At 57.9% G+C, this 20,265-nt stretch carries 19 protein-coding genes; 7 read left to right on the top strand and 12 right to left on the bottom strand.

The genetic code is table 11. The features are described 5' to 3' along the window. Nucleotides 1-26 precede the first annotated feature (26 nt). A complete protein-coding gene (locus AAFG16_RS38695; RefSeq protein WP_342733871.1) occupies nucleotides 27-791 on the top strand; it encodes a class I SAM-dependent methyltransferase in 765 nt (254 codons plus the stop codon). Nucleotides 792-839: 48 nt separating this feature from the next. Here AAFG16_RS38695 and AAFG16_RS38690 read toward each other — a convergent pair whose 3' ends face one another. Then, nucleotides 840-1,340, bottom strand: a complete 501-nt coding sequence (locus AAFG16_RS38690; RefSeq protein ID WP_342733869.1) for a molybdopterin-dependent oxidoreductase — start codon at nucleotides 1,338-1,340, stop codon at nucleotides 840-842. 135 nt (nucleotides 1,341-1,475) lie between these two features. Here AAFG16_RS38690 and AAFG16_RS38685 point away from each other — a divergent pair, with 135 nt between their 5' ends. Beyond that, nucleotides 1,476-2,834 carry a hypothetical protein gene (locus AAFG16_RS38685; RefSeq protein ID WP_342733867.1) on the top strand — a complete coding sequence of 453 codons (1,359 nt, stop codon included), beginning with the start codon at nucleotides 1,476-1,478 and terminating at the stop codon, nucleotides 2,832-2,834. A gap of 87 nt (nucleotides 2,835-2,921) precedes the next feature. Here AAFG16_RS38685 and AAFG16_RS38680 read toward each other — a convergent pair whose 3' ends face one another. Further along, entirely contained in the window at nucleotides 2,922-3,452 is a 531-nt protein-coding gene (locus AAFG16_RS38680; RefSeq protein ID WP_342733865.1) for a hypothetical protein, read from the bottom strand. Nucleotides 3,453-4,080: 628 nt separating this feature from the next. After that, a complete protein-coding gene (locus tag AAFG16_RS38675; protein WP_342733863.1) occupies nucleotides 4,081-4,449 on the bottom strand; it encodes a hypothetical protein in 369 nt (122 codons plus the stop codon). Between the two features lie 680 nt (nucleotides 4,450-5,129). On the opposite strand from AAFG16_RS38675, the gene AAFG16_RS38670 reads away from it, so the two are divergent. The 5 genes from AAFG16_RS38670 (at nucleotide 5,130) to AAFG16_RS38650 (ending at nucleotide 10,405) form a co-directional block, all read left to right on the top strand. After that, a complete protein-coding gene (locus AAFG16_RS38670) occupies nucleotides 5,130-5,468 on the top strand; it encodes a helix-turn-helix transcriptional regulator (RefSeq protein WP_027562245.1) in 339 nt (112 codons plus the stop codon). Next, a complete protein-coding gene (locus AAFG16_RS38665; protein ID WP_342733857.1) occupies nucleotides 5,458-6,738 on the top strand; it encodes a HipA domain-containing protein in 1,281 nt (426 codons plus the stop codon). Before AAFG16_RS38670 ends, AAFG16_RS38665 begins: the two co-directional genes overlap by 11 nt. Nucleotides 6,739-6,758: 20 nt before the next feature. Next, nucleotides 6,759-7,151 carry a hypothetical protein gene (locus AAFG16_RS38660; RefSeq protein ID WP_342733855.1) on the top strand — a complete coding sequence of 131 codons (393 nt, stop codon included), beginning with the start codon at nucleotides 6,759-6,761 and terminating at the stop codon, nucleotides 7,149-7,151. A gap of 788 nt (nucleotides 7,152-7,939) precedes the next feature. Beyond that, the gene (locus AAFG16_RS38655) at nucleotides 7,940-8,578 is read left to right on the top strand and encodes a hypothetical protein (protein WP_342733853.1); all 639 of its coding nucleotides are present in this window, start codon (nucleotides 7,940-7,942) and stop codon (nucleotides 8,576-8,578) included. 588 nt (nucleotides 8,579-9,166) lie between these two features. Further along, on the top strand, nucleotides 9,167-10,405 hold the full coding sequence (locus AAFG16_RS38650) for a tyrosine-type recombinase/integrase (protein ID WP_342733851.1): 1,239 nt from the start codon (nucleotides 9,167-9,169) through the stop codon (nucleotides 10,403-10,405). 706 nt (nucleotides 10,406-11,111) lie between these two features. Here AAFG16_RS38650 and AAFG16_RS38645 read toward each other — a convergent pair. From AAFG16_RS38645 to AAFG16_RS38605, 9 genes are all read right to left on the bottom strand, one after another. Continuing rightward, nucleotides 11,112-11,312, bottom strand: a complete 201-nt coding sequence (locus tag AAFG16_RS38645) for a hypothetical protein (RefSeq protein ID WP_143130674.1) — start codon at nucleotides 11,310-11,312, stop codon at nucleotides 11,112-11,114. Nucleotides 11,313-11,509: 197 nt separating this feature from the next. Further along, complete coding sequence (locus AAFG16_RS38640; protein WP_342733847.1) at nucleotides 11,510-11,764, bottom strand: hypothetical protein; 255 nt, start codon at nucleotides 11,762-11,764, stop codon at nucleotides 11,510-11,512. Nucleotides 11,765-12,125: 361 nt separating this feature from the next. Beyond that, nucleotides 12,126-13,778, bottom strand: coding sequence for an IS66 family transposase (locus AAFG16_RS38635; RefSeq protein WP_342733845.1), 1,653 nt, complete (start codon nucleotides 13,776-13,778; stop codon nucleotides 12,126-12,128). A gap of 46 nt (nucleotides 13,779-13,824) precedes the next feature. Beyond that, entirely contained in the window at nucleotides 13,825-14,172 is a 348-nt protein-coding gene (gene tnpB / locus AAFG16_RS38630; protein WP_271608648.1) for an IS66 family insertion sequence element accessory protein TnpB, read from the bottom strand. Next, nucleotides 14,169-14,567 (bottom strand): transposase, encoded by a 399-nt coding sequence (locus AAFG16_RS38625; RefSeq protein ID WP_271608649.1) that lies wholly within the window; start codon nucleotides 14,565-14,567, stop codon nucleotides 14,169-14,171. Before AAFG16_RS38625 ends, tnpB begins: the two co-directional genes overlap by 4 nt. Nucleotides 14,568-15,077: 510 nt before the next feature. Next, nucleotides 15,078-15,335: a hypothetical protein gene (locus tag AAFG16_RS38620; RefSeq protein WP_342733839.1), complete on the bottom strand. Its 258-nt coding sequence runs from the start codon at nucleotides 15,333-15,335 to the stop codon at nucleotides 15,078-15,080. Nucleotides 15,336-15,434: 99 nt separating this feature from the next. Next, a complete protein-coding gene (locus AAFG16_RS38615) occupies nucleotides 15,435-15,623 on the bottom strand; it encodes a hypothetical protein (protein ID WP_194389417.1) in 189 nt (62 codons plus the stop codon). A gap of 2,059 nt (nucleotides 15,624-17,682) precedes the next feature. Beyond that, nucleotides 17,683-17,874 (bottom strand): hypothetical protein, encoded by a 192-nt coding sequence (locus tag AAFG16_RS38610; protein ID WP_342733835.1) that lies wholly within the window; start codon nucleotides 17,872-17,874, stop codon nucleotides 17,683-17,685. 798 nt (nucleotides 17,875-18,672) lie between these two features. Continuing rightward, nucleotides 18,673-18,885 carry a hypothetical protein gene (locus AAFG16_RS38605; protein WP_342733833.1) on the bottom strand — a complete coding sequence of 71 codons (213 nt, stop codon included), beginning with the start codon at nucleotides 18,883-18,885 and terminating at the stop codon, nucleotides 18,673-18,675. Nucleotides 18,886-20,265: the final 1,380 nt, after the last annotated feature.

Raw genomic sequence — 20,265 nt, 5'->3', positions numbered from 1 at the left:
GCCGAACTCAATATGTTGGCGGGTGGTTGGGTGAGGACGAAAGCCGGGTGAAGTCCTCCAGCGCTCCCTGGAGGGACGCGCTGTCACACACCAGGCTTGATCAAGAGCATGTTGATTACTTCTCGCAGTACCGATCCCTGTATTTCAATGAATCCTTCCGGGACGGGCAGGGGACCGACGAAATTCTCGAGCTCATCGCGGGCGTAGAAGAGGTCGAGTGCTGGCTTGATCTTGGTTGCGGTCCAACGACCTTGTTCTGGTCTATTCCCGCAAATGTCCGAACGAGCATCGATTGCTGCGACAAAAGCGCCGAAGCACTCAAGGTGCTTCACGATTTCATTCTATCGGACGACATCCCTCCCTGCTACCAGCAAGTGCTAGCAAGGTTCGGGCGTGACCACCATCACTTGGCGTGCGTGCGGGAGAAGATCGACAAGTTCATCATCCATGATGTGCTCAGCACGCCCTTTCGTGACGTACCCGGTCCGCAGCACGACTTGATTACGGCAATTGGTCTGTTTGGGCTTTGCAAAAGCCCAGAACGCTACGCATGGGCTCTTGGAAACGCCGCGGCTCAACTCGCTGAGGACGGCTACATGATCGGTGCCGACTGGGTCAGGAGCGCGCGTTTTATCCACGCGGAAGGGCATGATAACTCATATATCAACGAAGCATCTATCAGGCGCGCCGCCGACGAACACCGGCTAGACGTACTGTCTCTGAGCAAGGTTTGTATTCGGGACGACCCGCTTTATTCGACCGTGTTCGTGTGGCTCATACGCAGAGAGTGAGGCCCCTCGGATTGGACGCCAGTGACTAGTCCTCTCTCTCTGGTGCGGCTATTGCGGTGAAGATTTGATGATCTGCAGCAAGTTCAGTTGTTTGACCCAGCGGCTACGACGACGTTCTTGAGGTGAAATGACCTGGAGAGGACCGGTCCCGCTCGGCAATGGGGAGCCATCTTGCGCATCTGCCACCAGGAACGTGCCGTTATCAAACTCGGGCAGAGAAATAATCGCGACGAAACCATCAGCGCCTTGAACGTGGAGATATTTTGCGACGTCGGCACCTTTCAGGTCTTGCTTGAGCGGCACCCCCGCTTTGTTCAAAAGGGCAGCCAGGTCAACTCCTGAATAGGTCGTACTTTTCCCGGCCGAATCCGTGACGGTGATCGATGTGTGAGGAAGTGCCTGAAAGTCGGGTTCAGAGAAGGACAGTGGAGTCGTCACTTGTCCATCTACCGTCAAATAAGCAGATGACGTTGCAGTCTGCGCCTGCGCGCTTGCTGCAAAGAGAAAAAGGAGAAGCGCCGTACGTTTCGTACAGAACACGATGATCATCCTCTCTTTAAAGGTCAGGGCCTACTTCCAAGCTCTGAGCGAAAACCTACTGGGAATCAATTCGGGCTTGCAAAGGCGAATTCGCGCTGTAATTGTATCGGAAATGAAGTGGTGCGTCATAGAGGAAAGAGGCTCATGCGCGTTATTCAACATTTAGGAAGTCGTATATTTCGCAACGTCCTTTTTGCGATCACGATCACATGCCTTGCTCCGACACATGGACATGCCGCAAGCGGTTGTGCTCCCGGATCGACTTGCCTCTCGGTGACAGGGAAGGGCGTTCCGACTCCTGAGCCGGCACCTTTCATTGCGCAATGCACCGGGGCCTTTCCAGACTTCGTCACGCCATCAGCGATGGTACCGAACGCTGGTCCGTGGTTCAAACTGTCCCAATCGTACCCTACGGCTGTCCCGGCGAACGACGCACCGTGGTCGAATATCGACTTCAAGGACGGAGTGACGGGGGCCGATGCTTACCTCTATGCCCTGCGAGACTATGCATTTGATGGCATGATCGATGCCGACTTCAAGCCGGAAGCTAACAACGTTCGGCCCTGGTTTCACATGCCGCTGATGAATTTTGGACCGCGTGCACGAGAGCCGATGCGCGGCTTGACCTCAGAACGTTCTGTGACCGGACCGGAGCTCGGTCTCAAGCCAGGAGTGACCATTCACAATTATGCGGTCGGCTTCTACAATGCAGCGGGTGCCGTCACGATCGGACAGGTCTTGGGCGGCGCTTCGCCCGATCTAGCAAAAGCTCAATTCCCCCAAGGAGCAATGACCTTCAAGATCTTGTTCAGCGACGTTACTGCGAATGACTTCCAGGGTTCTGACGTCTTGTCGGGTGCTCCGCAGTGGACGATCCGGACAGCTGCCGGCCCCCAAACCGTGCGCCTCATGCAGATGGACGTCGCCGCGGTGGATAGTCGCTCGCCAACCGGGTGGGTCTTCGGGACTTTTGCTTTTGACAGCAATGCAACTGATACCTCCCCGTGGCGGAGGCTCCGGCCCGTAGGCCTTTCATGGGGAAATGACTTCGGCTTCACACCCGCTGACCAGCAAGCAGGCAAGAAGCTGACCGAAACCACGATCTCGGACCAGGCGCCTGCTTACGCAGCCTCCCATTTGGGATGGGCGGGGCGCGCGAACGGGCCGGTCGACAATCCGATTTCGGGGTGCTTGAGTTGTCACAGCACCGCCCAATTGCCGTCGGCCCCCATTACATTTTCGAGCGCCTGTACGACGGACGCTCAGAAGATGCTTTGGTTCAGAGATCTGAAGGGTAATCAGCCGTTTGGAGGTGTGGATGCAAGCTGCAATCCCATCACCAGCGCACCTCCGCCGAAGCCTCTCGACTTTTCACTCCAATTATCGGTCGCAGTCCAGAACGTGGTGCAGTTTGGTGATGCCAATCCGTGTTCGCCATCGGCCTCTATCATGAACCTTCGGGTCGACGACCATCCCGGAGAGCACCCGCGTATTGCGCGCTAGCGCCAATTACAGGGATGGAAGAGGCCCTTCCGCCAAGATGCTTTTTCTCAACGACGTGCTGCGACATCTTCGTCGCGGCGGTTGGCATCAAGCTGTCAGGTCTTTGACGAAGTCCTTCTCGTAATAGGTCTTGGCTTCGAGCCCGAGAAATTTCGAACTCGGTTCGGGATTTCTGGCGATCGTCTGCAACTCTTCGATCTGCGGTGGGGTTGCAGGCAGGAATCCAGCAAGCCTATGTGCTCGCTCGACTTCTCCCGCATATAATGCGGTGCGCTGAGACCACTGGAGCTTGAGCTCCTGCTCGAAGCGGGCGTCCACGTACGGACGTGCAATAATGAGCTCTGCCAGCAAATTGGCATCAAGAAAGGCATTCTTAATTCCCTGGGCGGTGAGGTCCTTGTGAGACCAAGCATCGCCAATGAGACACGCTCCGGTGTCTGACACGGCGCGGATGAACGATTGTTGATTCAACGCCCTTCGGAAGCCCTCACAGAGCGTGGCCTGGAGCGGGAGCGTGACGAAGTTTGCTATTCGAGTTGCCGCTTCGCGCAGAAAACGTTGGGGACCAGCCTTGAAACTGTCGAAGAGAGCCGCCGGTCGCTGAATGACGTAGATCATGTCTCCGTCTGTGGTGGGAACACGGGGTACCCCACTCGTCCACAAGGATGTAGCAATCACTCTGGACCTTATTTGGTACATACTTGTAGAGCGTGAAGTGATCGAACGATGAAACATTGAGTATTAGACCTGGAGCCGCGATGCCACGCTCGACATCATGCCGTCGGCGGCTACAAGGAAACGGGCAGCCGCCGTCCGACAAGAGCCTCGGACAGACGCGCCGTGAGAGTCGACTTTCCCGTGCCCGGTGCCCCCAGTACGCCGAGCTTAATTGTCCCGCTCGGCGGGCCTGGCCGAAATCGGTCTAAAATATCGTTGAGACTCGTCATACCGGCATTTTTTCTACTACACGTTAGATTAGAAACATGGCGTCCAAAAAGCAAATTGTCGCACGCGCGCGAATCCCGGACTCGTTGGGACGGATTTTCGTGCAGAAGCGCACAATGAGCCGTCGCCTCTTCCCGGTTGCTGGGAGCTCGTCGGCGGTCAGGTTGATGAAGGCGAAGACGTGTTCGCTGCGCTGAACCGAGAAATCGAAGAAGAGACTGGTTGGAAACTAGGACGATCATAGAAGAGCTCACCGTCAAGCCTTGGTCCAGCAACGGAACGGAGTACGAGGAGCGGCAGTTCATCGTGACCGTTGATGGCGAGCTTGAAAGGACGATGTGCCTCTTTCCCGGTAGAGCGCGCCGGAATGAATCATGTTCAACGTTTGATCGATCAAGGCGATACGAGCATTTAGCGAGGGCGCGCAGGCGTGCCAGGCCTTCTCAACGCGGTCCTCGAGGATCCGGTGGTCCGCGTTTGCAACCGGCTCGATAAACGTGCGAATTTCAGCCGGCGAAAAGCTGAAATACGCCGGAATGGCGCCTTTCATCATGAGCTTTGCCTTGCCGTCCGCGGCATTACATTCCGAACAGACGAGCTCGCGAGGGAAGCTGGATACCAAGTGTTCGACGGTATCGGCTATTTCTCCACATCCTGGCGGAAGATCCACGGTCCAGCGGTCCCCGAACAACGTGCGCCCTCGACGCCCCACAATAGTCCCGCAGGTGATCGTGATGCTCTTCCAAATTGGCGAGCAGAATACCGCGACTGGAAAGGCGGAAGAGTATCGACTTTGCTGCGCCGGCAAACGGGACAGAACCAATTCTGTTCGACAAGAGCCCAATTCTGATTGAGGTCGAGACCCTTCGCACCGTGTCTGAGAACGGCAGCCTTGGTTTGGCTGCTGCTCCATCTTCCATTTCGGTCTGGAAAGCAGGATTCCATTTCATCGTCGGGCAGTGTTGAAGGGCGCCAGAAGGCGAGTTCGACAAGCTACATGCGGCTCGGTCCCCATTCGAACTCAGGCTCAATTTCAAAGTCGCCGGATTTGTCTGCCATGAACGTTTTTCAATCGTTTGCGTTCATGCTATGTTCGCGAGGTCGATGCCGCAATCTGTGGCGCCTTTAGATGCGAAAAATCTCCTGTGGGAAGCTTGGACGGGGCGAGCTCTGTGCTTGAATGGCGGTCCTCGGCAGCTCCTTGATAATTTCCCGTTTTCTGTGGAACCTAGATGATCCATTAATGGACCATAAGGGGCTCATTTGGACTTTTTATGAACCACCCAATTGGCTTTTGCAGTTTTGGTCTATATATGATCCACGAGGGGCGTGACGATCTATTTATGAACCATGGCTAAGATCCATCATCCCATTTCTGCCTATGCCGCCGATGCTGCGGTGCTGCTTGGGCAGCTCCTGCGCAAGGCCCGCATCGAACGGAAGATGAGCACGCTCAATGTCGCGGAGCGGGCAGGGATCTCGCGCGGGCTGCTGCGGCGCATAGAGGCAGGCGACCCGCGATCCACAATTGGCGCTGTCTTTGAGGTCGCCGCGATTGTCGGCGTCAGGCTGTTCGACGTCGAGCAGGCGACAATGTCTCAGGCGATCGAAAGCAATCGCGAAGTCATGACGCTTTTGCCTAAATCCATTCGTGCCCGGCGGGGTGAAGAGGTCAAGGATGACTTCTGATCCCAAATTCACTGAGGCCTATGTCTGGACTTGGCTACCGGGCCAGACGAAACCGGTTGTTGCAGGACTTCTGTCGGCGCGTGGCGAACAGCTCCTGTTCAACTATGGACGGAGCTATATCGAGCGCAAGGACGCCATTGCGCTTTACCAGCCCGAATTGCCGCTGCGGAGCGGAATCCTTCCGCTTCTTGCGGGTCTGAACATGCCGAATTGTATTCGCGACGCCGCTCCCGACGCCTGGGGCCGGCGCGTGATCCTCAATCGCAAGTTCGGTGCCCGTGAGAAGGAGATTGACGCGGGCAGACTTGCCGAGCTGACCTTTCTCCTCGAGACAGGGTCGGATCGCATCGGCGCGCTCGATTTTCAAGCCTCGCCCTCCGCCTATGTCGCGCGTGAAGGCGAGGGCGCCTCTCTCGATGAGCTCTTGAATGCGGCGGCGCTCGTCGAACAAGGAACGCCGCTGACGCCCGAGCTCGACCGGGCTCTTTTCCACGGTAGCTCCATTGGCGGGGCGCGCCCGAAAGCGACGATTACCTCCAACGATAAGAAATTCATCGCGAAGTTTTCTTCGCAAACCGACCTCTATAGCGTGGTGAAGGCGGAATTCATCGCAATGCGCTTGGCCGCGGCGGCCGGGCTTCGCGTCGCGCCTGTGAACCTTCAACGCGTGGCGGGCAAGGACATCCTCCTCATCGAGCGCTTCGATCGTGCGAAGGCTACCGACGGATGGTACCGCAAGGCCATGGTATCCGCCCTAACATTGCTTGAACTGGACGAAATGATGGCCCGTTACGCCAGCTACGAACAGCTCGCCACGACCATCCGCCACCGTTTTACGGAACCCAAGGAGACGCTACGGGAGTTGTTTTCGCGCATTGTCTTCAACGTGCTCTGCGGCAACACGGATGACCATGCCCGAAATCACGCAGCCTTCTGGGACGGCACGAATCTGACGCTCACACCTGCCTATGATATTTGCCCGCAAAGCCGCACGGGCGGCGAGGCGACGCAAGCGATGCTTATATTGGGCCAGGATCGACACAGTCAGATTGCGCTCTGCCTGAAAGGCGCGCCATCGTTTCTTCTCAACGAGGCGGATGCCGTCGCGATTGTCGTGCATCAAATCAAGACCATCAAGGATCGCTGGTCGGCTGTTTGTGACGAAGCCGCGCTTGGACAAGTGGATCGAAACTTGTTTTGGCGCCGCCAGTTCCTGAATCCTTACGCCTTCATTGGCGCGCCGCAGGCCATAACGAGCCTGATCAGCTAGTTCGATCGGAGACCAAACACATGAGCGACAAACACGCGATCGAAGTCTTCCAGGATCTCTCGATCCTTGGTCCCGAAACCAGACGTGCAGAGCTGCGGGAGGCGCTTATTGCCGCTACAGCAACGCCATGGGAGCGTGGGATAGACGCCGAGAAGGACCTTAGTCGCATGGCACGCGGCGACGATGTCCTCGTCTTTCAACGGCAGAGCGACAAGAGCCTGCCTGCGGCCAGGCTCACGCTCTGGTCCCGCGAAGGCGGGTATACGATTACAAATATCGTTCCAAGAGAGCTCGACCGGCTTACTTACGCGCAATACAATGGCCTCTTGCAAGAATTCGAACGCCTGATCGCCAAACCAGCAGCCTTCGACCGGCTTCGTCGTAGAACTCTCTTCTCCCCGGCAATCCCTTGAAGAGTGGGTCTCGCCTGAGGCGGCTAAGGCGCTCGAAGCTTTCTCGGATTTGGCGAACAAATCCACCGGCTCATCGCATCCGCTCGACCAACAGCGCTGGCTCCGCTTTTTGATCCTGGCGCATTGCAGCGCGCAAAAACCGGACGGCGAACGGTTACGCCGCTGGTTAATGGAGGTCGAGGGGGGACGAGGACCATGCCTTGAAGCTCGTCATTGAATATGAGTTCGGGCTCGATTTGCTGAATGCCTATGATTCCCAGCGCGCGTGATCGCTTTGCCAGTCTCCGACATCGTGACGCGGGGCCTGGCGGTGCTGTGCCTCGGCACCTGCATTAGCGAGTCTGACGTTCCTTGCGATACCAGTACCAAGAACTCAGGAATGAATTGATTGGGATGACGTTGCGATCATCACTGACAATGGTTTGGAGATTCCGGGCAATCCCGTCGTAACGGGCTCGCAATTCGGCTTCCGGCATGCGACCGAGATAGGATGGACGCGGTATTCGAACTCCCAAACATCCGGCTCATAGGATGAGGCTGCTTGTCCCCACGATCGCATAGCCTCGTCCCGCGGAAGGGAGGTCGGCAGGGGCAGAGACGGGATTTCGGACATGACAATATCACTCTCTTGAGCGCCATCAGCGACATGTCTTATAGCCGAGTCGTTCTGTGATCCTGTCGTCGGCTGTTCGGGGAATTGCCGAAATTGAGGACCGTTGTCGTCGGTCCCGATAATCCCACTATCAGCTGCAAATCGGTTAGGATGCCGGCCTGTGGGGGCCTGAATCATGAAGACTTTTGAACAGATATTTGAAGAATTGATCGAAAGGGCCTTGGAAGCGCATCCTGATCTAACTGAGCAGGATATCGCCGGGGCTTCGGCCAACTTGCTGTCGCAGTTTATTCCAGCTGTCGCGCGCGATATGTGCAAGGATCTGAAGCGAAGGATGCCTCAGCTTCTTGCGCGCGCCAGAAAATCGGACGCAGGTTTCGAGAAGAGAATTTTTAAGCGATGGCGCAAGCCGCTCGATCTTCTGGAGCTGCATCAGCGGGTCCCAGGTTCGAGGCGCCATGTGCCAAGCCTACAAATCAACCACTTACGACCTGCTCCTTGGAAGAGAACTTTCAGTTGGACGGGTGCTGCGCCATCCGATCCATGGACCTCCCAACCGCGCGAAGCAGTGCGTCTTTCCGTTTCATCGGCGAGCTTTTCGTTTAACGTGTTGATGCGCTCGAGGCGCATCCGTATTTTGCAAGGCCTTCCATTCGTCATAAGGCGACCGCTGCGATTCAACCGTGGGCTTGAGCCCGGAGAGCCGGTCAAATGCTGCATCTATAGCTTTCCTGTCCCACCGATGTGTTCCGGGAATGGGTCCCGGCATGATCCCCGCCCAATCCAGTCGTTGAAAGCTGATAGCGTTTCATAACCGGCGTAGGCCGCGGCTGCTCTTTTGACATCCCGCGAGGTGGGATCATTTGATCGTCCATATCGTCAACGAGTTCCTTGGTCCAAACGTTCCTAAACTGCGATGGTAGGTCTGCGTGGGAATCGGCTCGATAGTAACTTTGGATCCATAACTAATTGCCTCGACCATAGCACCCTACGCTTCATCCGGAACGGCCCGTTCTTGAATCGTGCCGAGACCCGAGTGTGAGCTTTACTGATTCCCTACCGCTGTTGTCGTCTTTACTTATTTGTACGATTTTACGCTCGAGTGCGCGATAGAGGTGGGGCTGAGCTTGCCCACGGAGTAGGTCTCCGCGACGAATGTTGCAGCACGAGTAAGCTTCCGCTCTACAATATTCGATAAGGCGTCGATGACAAATCGAACGCAACCTGAAATTACACCCGATACCCCTCTTCGCCTTGCTGATGCCGTGAAGATCGCGTTTCCTTTGGGAGGAATGACGGTCGCGGGCTTACGTCGCGAGCGCGATCGTAACCGATTGGTTATTGAGAAGATTGCCGGCAAGGAATTTACAACGCTGGCTCATATCGGACGGATGCGAGAGCTATGCCGCGAAGAAGCAAGGGCGCCAGACTTCAGCTTAAGGCCGCCCGCCGAAACAAGGGGGGAAAGATCACCCACCAAGCAACCTGGATCATCAGAGACAACGGCCGGGATGTCGGCACAGGCTGCGCTGCAGATGAGATTGCGGCCGCGGAGGAAAAACTAAGGGACTACATAAGCTCCAAACATACCCCCAAGCGACGCGTCCGCCACATAGACGATATCGCAATCGCGGATGTCCTCTCGATTTATTTGGATGCACAACTGGACAAGCTTCGCTGTCGTTTCAACGCTGATTGCGAAAATGAGGACACCATCCCCGATATCCGCAAGTTCAAGAAACGAATAGAACGATTAAACGAATGGTGGGGAGCAAAAATGCTTGGCGAGGTCAATGGGGAGGCATGTCGCTCCTACACCAAGTGGCGCGGCAAAAAGGGAGGCGCTCGGCGAGACCTTGAAGACCTACGAGCTGCGATTGGCCACCATGCAGCCGAAGGATTTCACCGGGAAATCGTGAAGATCTCACTACCAGAGCGAGGCCAGCCTCGAGACCAGTGGCTGACGCGCAGCGATGCGGCCAAACTGATTTGGACGTGCTGGCGCTATCGTGAAATGCAGAAGGGCTCGCGTCGGCCGACCGACGACCTGAAGGTCCCGACAAGCAAGCGTCCGCTACGCCATCTTGCACGGTTCATTTTGTTGGGGATCTACAGCGGAACTCGTGCTGGAGCTATCGCAGCTGCATCTCCCATTCCCGCGATTGGTCGCTCTTACGTCGACTTAGAGCACGGCCGCTACTACCGCCTGAAGCAGGGCAGCGCGAAAACCAACAAACGGCAACCCACCGTGCCGATCCCCTTGCGCTTGCTCGCGCACCTGCGGCGCTGGCACCGAGCTAGTCCAGAGGCGAAGCATTTCGTGGAGTACAATGGGAAGGCTGTGACGTCAGTCAAGACTGCATTCAAGAGTGCAGTCAGGCTCGCAGGCCTCGGCCCGCGAATCTCCCCTCACACTTTGCGGCACACAGCTGCGACTTGGCTCATGCAGAGAGGTTCGGACCCTTGGCAGGCAGCTGGCTATCTTGGAATGTCGCTAGAGGTGTTGCTCAACACCTATGGTCATCACCACCCCGATTATTTGTCCGATGCCGTGGAAAAAATCACCAGTCGAAATCCGGCTGGGGAACGAAAAGCCCACGTATCTGGTGCGGTGATTCCGATCCGGCGAAATGGCGCCTGAATGAGTTACGGACTTTTTTGGTGAGCCCGGCAGGGGCCCTCAGACTCTCAATTTATCATTGGTGTGCGACGAAGTGGGCAACTTGCGCGCTTCAAGCGATTTCAGGGGTTTTCGCGACACTGTTACCAACTTTTTGAGCCACAGGTCCGGGTTAACCGCAGCAAAGGGCTGCTTCGCAGCTCGTCGTGTAAGCCTAGGGCACAGCCACGACTGCTTCGCCTTCGGCGGCAAGCCAAACCGCACTGGCTTTCCCGCAAGACGCACCAGGCTGATCAATTCGTAGGCGGCCGTGAGTGAGCCGGAGTGACGAACCACTGTGCCACACGAAGGCAGGTCAGAGTCCTCATCGATAAGTCGGGCTGAAACCCGGCCCTTTTGCTCCGCTAGCCGCTTCAGTCCAACCAGGATGTCTTCTGAGCGATACCATAGACGGGCGCGCTGCCCTTGAAGTCGGGGCTGACGTCCAATGATCGCCCTGCCTTCCTCCTTCCGCTTCAAGGCGGCCTTCATGACGTCGGAGGCCGTCCGGGGTGGCAAGTCCGCCAAGGTCCTTGCATTCGTACCGAAGCGCTTCGTAAAATGGTAGGCGCTCGGAGTAATACCGTTCTGGTCGAGCAGCGTCGCCGATATGTAGCCGTTCTGCTCCTCAAGCTGGCGCAGGGCCTGTAGTAGACTCACCTCCGTCCAACGAACGCCATGATAGAATTCATCGCACTTGGCGTCTTTTCCTGCCCTTCCACAGACGCTGCTGAATTTTGCTGCGGGATAAAACAGGAAAGCCGGCCTGTTTCATTGCTGCTGTCCTTGAGCCGAAGTAACGGCGAATGAGATTATTGGACGGCAGGTCGGGCGCGCCATCAATGAGACCGGTGGTGATCTGCCCGTGCTCAGCATAGAGCTTCCGCAAGCCGGCCATTATCTCCTTCTTGCTCCAATGCAGCGCATTCATACCGAACGGAGGTATCGGCGGCGGAGTCTATCCAATGGCCTCATACGCCCTTCGGAGCGAACCGAAGTAGCTGAGGATGGTTTCCGGCGCCGGGACGGCAATCGAGAGCTTCTGGCGCACGTACATCCGAAAAAAAGTCGCCTAATCACCTCAAGTTATTCCGGTGGTCCTGGGATGACCATGACCTTGTCGGTGGTGAGCGCCTTCCTTTCTCCACGTTGCAGGACCTGCCGAGCACTCTGCTCAGCATCGACCAACAGACGACGGAAGCCGTAGATCAACGTGCCGCCCTGTCGATATCCTAATTGGGCCTGCTGGCGCTTACGGGGCATTTTCTCGGAAAGTTCGCGGCTATATTCTCCAGCCATCACCCGTTTCAGATGTTTGATGATGGTGGTGATGGAAGTCACATCGTCACCGAACGGTTCGCCGCAGTAGCATCACGCGTACCCCAGCTTGCCTGCAAAGGAACTCATAGTGGGCGGCCTGGTCGGGATTCTGAAAGCGGGCCCATCTTTGACGTCAACAACCAGGATCGCTTCGAATTTGCGCTGAACCGCCAGTGCATCGCTAACCAGATTCTTGAGTGCGTCGCGGCCTCTTAGCGACAGTCCACTTTCCGGCGTCGATGTATGACGCCACAATTTTGTGTCCGTGCTGGCTCGCGTACTCGGCAATTGCATTCCGCTGATTTGTACGCATACGACGAAGACCGCCTGATTGACGCATGCGCGCGGGCACGGCGAGTTCTATGATGGCGATGCGTGAAGGTCAGGCGGCTTGCTGATCGGTGGGGTTGTCGGCCTGACGCAGGAGCTTCCATTCCCAGGGCAGCAGCTCGTGCAGACGCGATGCGGGAAGATCGGCGATACGGGCGAGGATGTCGGCGAGCCAGGCTTTGGGATCGACGTCGTTCAGGCGACAGGTCGTGATCATCGTCAGCATGATGGCGGCGCGGTCAGCGCCACGTAGGCTGCCGGCGAAGGTCCAGTTGCGCCTCCCCAAGGCGATGCCGCGCAACGCTCTTTCAGCGGCGTTGTTGCTAAGGCAGATCCTGCCATCGTCGAGGAAGCGGGCAAAATCGTCCCAGCGCCTGAGCATGTAGTTCATGGGCTTCAGGACCTCGGAGGAGCGCGAGAGGGTTTCTCGTTCACGGAGTAGCCAGGCGTGCATGTCGTCGAGAAGCGGCTTGCTTCTCTCCTGGCGCGCGGCACGCCGCTCGTCGGCGCTGCGGCCGTTGATGGCGCGCTCGATCTCGAACAACGCATCGAGGCGCCTGACAGCCTCCAGCGCGATCGGGGAGACCGGTTTGCCCTTGCGGCCGTCTCTGGCATTCTTCTCGATGTCAGCCAGTTCGAAGAAGCCCCGCCGCGCATGGGCTAGGCAAAATGCCGGCGTGATCGGTATCGCTTTCCTTTGTGGGTCGAACAACGGCTCGAAGCCGCTGTAGCAGTCCGCCTGCAGGATCCCGGCGAAGGCGGCCAGATGCTTCTGGGGATGCTCGCCCCGTCGGTCGCTCGAGGCGTAATAGACCGCCGCCGGCGGCGCAGGCCCACCGTAGGGCCGATCGTCGCGCACATAGGTCCAGATCCGCCCGGTCGTGCACTTGCCCTTGGCCAGGATGCGGATGGTGGTGTCGTCGCCATGAAGGCGCTCGGCCGACAGCACATGCCGCTCGATCAGTTGGAACAGCGGCATGACGGCGAAGGTCCCGTGGCCGACCTGGTCGGCCAGCGTCGACAACGGCAGGTCGATCCTCTCGGCCCTAAAGCGCACACTCTGGCGGTTGAGCGGGATATGCATGCCGAACTTGTCGAACAGGATTGTCGCCAGCAATTGCGGACCGATGAAGCCGCGCGGCGTGGCATGGAACGGTGCCGGCGGCTGGCTGATCTTCTCGCAATCGCGGCAGGTGAACTTTTCCCGCACCGTCTCGATCAGCTTGAACCGGCGCGGGATCCCCTCCAGCGTCTCGGTCACATCCTCGCCCAGCTTCGCCAGGCGCGATCCGCCGCAGCAGGCACAGCTCGTCGGGGCCTCGATGACGACGCGCTCGCGTTCGATGTCGTCCGGCCACGGCTTGCGCACCGGCCGCTTGCGTGTGAAGGCGCGCACGGCCTGGGTTTTCGCCGCGGCGGTACGTGCGGCAAGCTCATCCTCGCTCGCCGTGGTGACGAGTTCTTCGAGCTCCAATTCCAATTGCTCGATCAGCCGCGCCGTGCGCTCGGAGCGCTGCCCGTACAGTTCGCGCTTGAGCTTCTCGATCCGCAGCTCAAGGTGCACGATCAGCGCCTCGTTGGCCGACAGCTCCGCCCGCGCACTGGCAGCTACCGCCTCGGCTTGCAGCCGCGCCTCACGCTCGGCCTGCAGCGCCGCCAGGGCACTCACGAGGTCCAATGGAAGGTCGTCCGGCTTCGATATCATGAAGCCATTGAATCAGATCACGTTGCAGATTCAAACCGTAAAACGGCTATCCGACCCGCGTTGGTCGCAGCGTTTCTTGAGGGTTTCGCCAATCGATTCCGGACAACAGGTAGCTCATCTGCGCCGGTGAGATCGTCACCGCTTCGCCCGCAACCGATGGCCAGATGAACCTTCCTCTCTCGAGTCTTTTGGTGAACAGGCATGCTCCCTGGCCATCGTGCCAGATCACCTTCACAAGATCGCTTCGGCGACCGCGGAACACGAACAGATGACCGCTGAGCGGGTCCTTGCGCAGCACCTCCTGCACTTGGAGTGCCAACGACGGAAAGCCTCGGCGCATGTCCGTGTAGCCTGTCGCCAGCCACACTCGCGCGCCCGTCGGAACCGGGATCATCGGCGTACCAGAGCATCGAGAACGCGACGTAGCGCGTCTCCATCAACGTCGCCATCGACCCGGATGCGGTGCCCGCTACCAAGATCAATCTCGATGATGCCCTGGCTCTTCCGTCGACGCGCCGCCGTCGTCAATGGCGCTTCGGCCACCTCCCGCGGCGGCACAGACGGCCCAATCTCGACCGGCACGAACGGCGCTATACTCGCTTCACCGTGCTTGCAAAGCTCTTTGCGCCACCTGAACAGCTGGCTCACATGAAGGCCGGCCATGCGAGCCACCTCGGAAACACTGGCTCCGGGCTCGAGCGATGCTGCAACAAGCCGTTCCTTCTCATCCTGCGACCACCGGCGCCGCCGCTCGACCGATGTGATCACCTCTGCCCGCGAAATCGTCATAGCGCTTCTCCTAGGATTACCCCTAGGACCTGCAGCCCTCGCGTCCCTCAAACAAGACGGCCTTTGGCGGAGGGATACGCTGATTTGCAGTTGAGTAGCGCTGGTTATCGGAGGACATGCGCAAGTATTGGGCGGCTCGCAGCATCCCCCAGGCTCCATGAGCGTAGGCGAATCAGCCGCTGCAAGTGAGAAAAGGGCTCAGCAGGCGTCCAGCTTGAACAGACTTCGGGACACAATTTCTAGCTAAAGAAGAATCTGCACGCGCCCTTCGTCAGCGCTGATTGACGGCCTGGGGTTGGGCGACTCCGAATGACATGGTCTGTTGCGGCGCCGGTTGCCGAAGCGGTGCGCTTTCCGCGCTTGCTTCTGAAAGGAGGAAGTCATTGCAGGCCCATCCGCGCGCGGTCATCGTGCTTTGCCACATCGGTCATGGCGCTGAGATCGGTCATTTGCGACGCTCGAGATGGGCGCCAGGTCTCTGTTTACCAATGCCGACTCGCCTGGAAGGACTCACCCGCGAGCGCGATGGTGCATAAAGGCAATGGATATAAGCGGTGGCCTACGCGCGTTGCGCAGCATCTCAGTTAAGCGTCGACGAAAGGCAGTTGTAGGCACCCCGAGCTGCGCGCTAAGGAGCTTCAGACGTTCGCTTTTTTCCTGATCGTCGCCTACTTCCCGTTTTTTGAGCTTAGCAAAAACAACGCGGCTTCCGGCCACCAGTGACGATGTGCGGCCGTCGGCGCGCTTGGAGGGCTGGATTCTCAACATGGCCGGATCGGCAATCAAGCGGCGATTTGCCAGGGAGCAGGGAGGGCAAGAGTTTTCCGAAGGAGGAGCCAGGCTAAACCGCTTCTCTCTTGGGCGTTCCTAGTGGTCCTGACGAAGTTGCCGCTCAATGTCGATTGCTTGATCTGCATTGCGTGCTCGCTTGAGCAAGGCATTGCGCTCGTTGCCGGGAGGCTTTCCATCTGCCCGCTCACGCATATCCTGTGCAAATTGCTCGAGTCGCATTTCCAGAGAATCCGTCTGCTTGAATCGCCGTCGCTTCAATCCCATCGCATGTTCCTTCTGCTGATGGGTATTGATTGTACGTCCGCGTGCAGATCATCGCAGGAACATAAGTTATTTCGGACCTAGACCTTTGAACTATCAAGCGCCTTGCGAATCTGCGCCGATGTTGTCCGAATCCAGCCACTGACGCCTACGGGCAGAGCCTTGGCCGGTGATGGTGCGGTAGGTAGCGCACAAAGACCTTAGTTCCAGCTTTAACTTCTAAGGAGTCCCGGGCGCGGGGCATCTTTGCTGCTCCTCCCTTGTCAGCGCATCAAGCCGATCCAATTGACCCGCCAGCCCGGTAAGGCTCCGAGCTATGTTCTTCGTCAGGAAGGCGCGGTCTGGGGAAGTGTTGGGGTTCTGGGAGAGGGCTCTGTACTGACGTGCAAACTCTAAGCAATGCGCGGCGGAAATCATCTTGCCTCCGAGGGCCATAAAAACGATCAAAACGTTCAACCTCCGGCTTAGTTCCATGAATGAGAATGACTATAGAATGCATCTGTCTCGGAAGGCAACGCCGTCCGGATCGTCGCCAACCCGGACACAACGGAAGCGAGAGCCCCGGAAGGTCGGCTCCCGCGACTGGAAAAATAGAACTTGCCTCAACCGATGGCGATCCAGTTTCAGCGTACGCCCCGTTCCCAGTTTCATTGGACCCTGCATCGCCACGGTCGCCAAGGTCGCACCGGTAGGGCCGGATTGGGCCTACGAAATCAAGCACGACGGCTAGCAGCTCTTGGTGCGGATCTTCGCAGCTGGGACGTCAGCCAATAACTCATCTCAAAGGGGGCTTGTTGCTCGCCCATGTGATTCGCCTCTCTTTTAAGTGGGATCAGATCGCGAGTTCGGCATCAATAACATGGATTATGCCGAGGACGGCTTGGTAGCACCGGGGTCGTCAAGACACCCATATTCAATACGCGCCGATTACCCGCGACTAGGGCGGTGGCACAACTGTAGCGGACCGCCTAATGTTGGGGATCGCTCCTGTCGGCCTCTTTGCGGTCGCGACCGAGGCGTGCACCGTCAATCGCGGGTTCAACGTCGATAGATGGTGGTGAACAAGCCATGCCCCGGAGCACAAACCGTAACTTGCCGAAGTCCGCAGACCTATTTGTTATCAAAGAAGAGCTGATGACTGGGCGCAGGATTGTTGTTGCTGCTTCGGCCGGGCCGCGCCTGAGTGGTCGGATCGGTATTATCGTTGGCCAAGGGGCAACGGCGACTCAGGTCAAAGTGCTCCTCGACGGAGCCAAGCGCTTTGTAACATTGCACGCGCGTTACGTTGACCTGCTCAAAACACGCTCTTAGTCGCCGGCTACCGCGACGCCATTATGAGTGTAACACTGGCGAATGTACGAGCGGCAAAAATAGGCGACGGAACTGTGCGAAAGTGAACAGGGGTGCTTTTCGCCATGCGGGTAGGCTCGCGTCTGCTTGGCGCACCGGGACCCCACAGCGGCCCGGCCTACACCCCCAAACGCCTCCCCGGCCTGTCTGGCGGTTTAATGCTGAATAATGTTGCTCGTCATGAGGCCTGGCGGCCACTGGCGCATCTCGAAGTCCCGGACTTTAAGAATTGCCGGATCACCATGAGATGGTTTCGATCGGAGTTGGTGCGAGACACTCCGGATCCGCTAATCGGCCACTTTTTTGTCTGCCCGAACTGCGAAACTAAACTTTTACGGGGAACAATCGTAATCGCGCGGGTTGGCGCACTGCTCCGGCCCAAGCCCCCCAGCCTCCGGAGCATTCCACGGCCCCAGCCCGCCTGATGCTGGGGCCGCCATTTTAGGTCCGGCGCTTGAAGCGGCGGTCGGAAGCACGAAGAGCCCCGCTCTCCAAATGTGCATGGCGGTCTGCGGCACCGCTGATGCGAGCATTAACCCATTTGCGGCTGCGGGAACCTAGGCTACTGGCCTGTGTTGTTCGGCTAAGCGAACCGGAGGTTGGGTGATGAGCACCGAGACGACGTTCGTCTGCGATTGTTGCCTACGGAAAGCGGATAATCATGTTGGTTGGGCTCATATCAGTGTCAATTGGGCCGACGGGGATCGGCAGGTCATGCCGGACGAACTCCGCGATCTATGCGAAATTTGTTGGAGCCCACTGCAGCAATTGCTGAAACAGCAGCTTGAGCAACATGCTCGAAAGCGAGGTGCATAAACACGCAGATCATAGGATTCAGATCTGCAAAAGGATTGAACGGTCGGCACAAATTGTCGGCCGGAATGCAGCGATGTGGCATGTTCATGATGTCTCTACCGTCGGACCTTCGGCAACGTCTTCTAAACTGTCCTGAGCTATTCTTGTGGCATGGACGACGATGATGTACCTGCGGGGTTTGGCACCGCTCTTCGACAGAGCTATGCCCGTCTAGCCGCTTGGATGGTGCGGTTCAACCGCGCATCTGAGCCTAGTCGATCGCCGCACCCGACGCGGGTTGAACAACCCAATCGAGTTCTCGACAAATCGCGTCAGCCCGCGCCTCCGCGCCCATAAGCTCGGACGAGGCCACGTTGACGGAAAGCCGCAACTTGCGCCGATCTTGGTCACCGGAAGAGGAGGGCAATTAATCTCCCTTCTTGGCGATGGAGCCATTGCCGACGAAATTGGAGAACGGCTAGGTCGGACGCGTCAGTCGGTTTACGCTCGCCTCCATCGCTTTCAGAGGCAGCGGTGGCAAGCGAGCAGAACAAGCGGGAAATTCTTCCCGCAGTTGCCCATTGTTTGAACCTTACCGCTTCGCATTGCTCTTTCGCCAGCTACCGCTTCAATCCTCAGGCCATCACGCGCCGCACATGCATGTCTCCCCAGAATCACTGTGGCAGAGACCCTCACCGCGTGGTCGACCGGCAAAGTGTCGCGTTGCCGCGGCGGAGGACCCAAAAAACGAGACTGGCAGCGCCGCATGACCCACCGACGTTGAGCGGTAACCAGGCATCAACCGATACCGGCTTACGATAGATCATCGCGGATTGGTGACGAGTACCGCGGTACGCATGGGCATTGAGAACCCGCTGGCTGTCGAGGCCGGCGGGTTTTTCGTTGACTAGTTTTCTTTGTATGGAATACCGAGATTGTTGCAGGCCGCCGCAAATGACGCTTTTGCCTTTGCGTCTTCAAAGCAGAACTTAGTGCCGACCTGCGCGCGGTCTGTCCACCAGCCAACATTTGCATCTTTCGCGATACGAAAGGCTTCGTCGCGCAAAAGGTCCAGTTGCCTCCCGGCAGCACGGACAATCAGGCAATTTTCTTCAGGCATAGGTATTGTCTCCAATGGCAACGAACCACAAAGTTGTCAATTGAACGAAAAACGCTCGGCCGGAGCGACTGTCAGCAAAAGGCCGCAGCAGTCGTCCTGCTGCGGCCACTTGTCAAAACATTGCCGGGTAAAAGAGGATCTAAGTAGAACAAGTAGAATATGCGCCAGCTCCCTAACACATGTACGCCGCCAGTCGCGAATCCATTTCGCCAATTCCGAATTTTGGAACTTTTCAGGCCATTCGCCCCTACGCTCCGACCCGCAATTGGATCGGCAGCCGGGAGCACTGGGGGCTGGAAAATAAGCCGTGCCATGGTCGGTCCCAAGGTGCAATCCTTCGAATGACATTGATTTGGCAACGGTATGTTCGCCCGCAGGAACGCCAGGCGGCTTGATCCGATCCGAGCGACATCTTAGAGCCCTCAAGGGTGCCGCGCCGATCGTGCGGAACGTCGCGGCGCCGGCCGCAGGGGTCGTACCAGGAGCGGCGCCTGCGGCCCTTCCCTTTTGTCAGCAGAGCTGTGGGAATTTGGATACACATCCGGGAATAATCGGCAAGCGAAGAAACAGCTGATCGGAAATGTGCTTGTGTCTCGCGGGTGACGGCCTCTGTCCCAGGAGGCAAGAGCCTGTCCGGGGGCCCCAGCATCATCATGCCCCCCGGGCCCGATGCTGGGGCCACCACGGGCACCGTTTCTGTACGAGGCTCGATTGGACGAGACTTGGAGAGTCCTGTTTGCGATCAGTGCGACGGCTGTTGTCGCCGTTGGCTCATTCTTCGCGATCCGGTTTATTATCGGTTTGCACCTGTGACTTCGATCTGAATTGATCACTGCCCGGGTGGTCTACGATTGCAAGTCGTGCATCGCCGCGCTCGAAGTCGGGGCCGAACGTCGGCTCCCCGCACCCCTGACAGACAAACCGCGGCTCGAGATCTGACAGCCGGACGTCATCAGCCCAGCGATCAGCGCTCAGCTCAATGTGGTGTCCGCAATGGCAGTAGACTAGGACGCCGCGCAAGCCCGTCTCACGCATCTCCGCCGAAGGTGGTCTTGAACTGCCGACCGTCAGCATGCGTGGGCTTGGGGCGTCGGACTGTGCGAGGCATGCCCCCATTCAAGCGGCATCGTAAGTACCTCGCAAAATATAGATCGATGGTGGCCTCGAACCCGCGCGAGCTACGGCCTCTGGTGGGTGTGGAAAAGCAAAGCCTCTCGCTCACTCAGAGAGAGCGATCCAGACACCGGTTATACATACCCGATTGCCGAATCTTCCTAGACATTAGCATGCCTCGGCGGCTCCATTACTGTCGAGGCCTCCAACGGCTCCGGCGGGTTGTGCTGGGGCCTTTTTTCCGGCCAGCGAGCGGCACCCAGTGCA

Source organism: Bradyrhizobium sp. B117, assembly GCF_038969555.1.
In the GTDB taxonomy this organism is placed as follows: Bacteria; Pseudomonadota; Alphaproteobacteria; order Rhizobiales; family Xanthobacteraceae; genus Bradyrhizobium.
Note: the sequence above shows the minus strand (reverse complement) of the source record. Positions and strands in the feature narration are given on the sequence as shown.